The organism is Massilia glaciei (genome assembly GCF_003011895.2).
GTDB classification, from domain to species: domain Bacteria; phylum Pseudomonadota; class Gammaproteobacteria; order Burkholderiales; family Burkholderiaceae_D; genus Telluria_A; species Telluria_A glaciei.
This window is the reverse complement of the sequence record NZ_PXWF02000213.1, coordinates 1-991: the sequence shown is the minus strand read 5'-3', so window position 1 is coordinate 991 and position 991 is coordinate 1. Positions and strand designations below refer to the sequence as shown.

The 991-nt window shown below is 55.8% G+C and carries 1 protein-coding gene; it reads right to left on the bottom strand.

Annotated elements, in window-relative coordinates; translation table 11 throughout:
* A partial coding sequence (locus C7C56_RS13040; protein WP_146204462.1) for a hypothetical protein occupies positions 1-285 on the bottom strand: 285 nt, incomplete at its 3' end.
* Positions 286-991: the final 706 nt, after the last annotated feature.

The following is a 991-nucleotide window of genomic DNA, read 5'->3' as shown; positions in this document are numbered from 1 at the left end:
GCGGATGGTGCGCGGCAACGCCGCCAGATCACCCACCAAGGCCATGTTTTCCGGAGTCATCAACAGACGAACCTGGTGCAACTGGAACTGGGTCTTTGGCGCGTAAATTACAAGCGGACGAACCTTGTGATAGATCATGTCGGAAAGCGCTTCGGTCAAGGCATTCGGAACGATCTCGGCACGCGGGCGCGGTCCCATGCGCATATCGATGTCAATGCCAGCTGGTGAACGGGGTGGCTCGACGCCAACACCGAAGAATTGTTGCATTTTTTTTCCATAGCTCATGACAGGCTCCGTTGGTTAGGGGCGAACTTCGTGTCCGCGCCGTTATATACGTGCCTGTCTTCATTCGAGGCTCAACATATTCCAGGACATCAAGAGTGGACGCTACTTTTATACGCCCCGGTTCTGCTACTGATCTTTCACCCCAGTCAGAAACCAAGAAAATTTGTAACTATTCAAGCAGCTATGCGGCTGGCTGGATAGGTGTACCCTGGAACATTTGCTGTAATACAGCAAACATACTGTGCCCCTGCTTACGCAAAGTGTCGAGGCACGTCAGCACCGCCAGCTGGTCGATCGCGCCCGCCAACATCGACAACCCGCAAACGCGCCTCGCCTACCGGAACGACCTAGCCCGGGTTTGGTGTGCGCTGAAGGGGCATCTTGCTACTTCGTGTTACGAAATCATCGCTTGATCAATTTTGCACCATCGGGACGAAGTGCTCCCGTCGGCGAAACATGCCGGTACTGCCAAGCGGCAAGAAAAGCGGTTTGTCGCGCTGAGGGCCGCGCCGTTTCAGAAAGCCGATGTCGATCCCGCCCGTGCACGGCGGCTCGGTTCTACCGCGCGCTGGCCCGCCAAGAGCAACTGGCATAAGGCAATTCCTGTAGATTCGCTGCTGCAGGAGATTTTTTAGTAGTCGCCACCGCCCTTTTCGCGCATGCGCACCGACCCGACTGCTTGGTTCCCATTGTCTTGTTTCTGCTC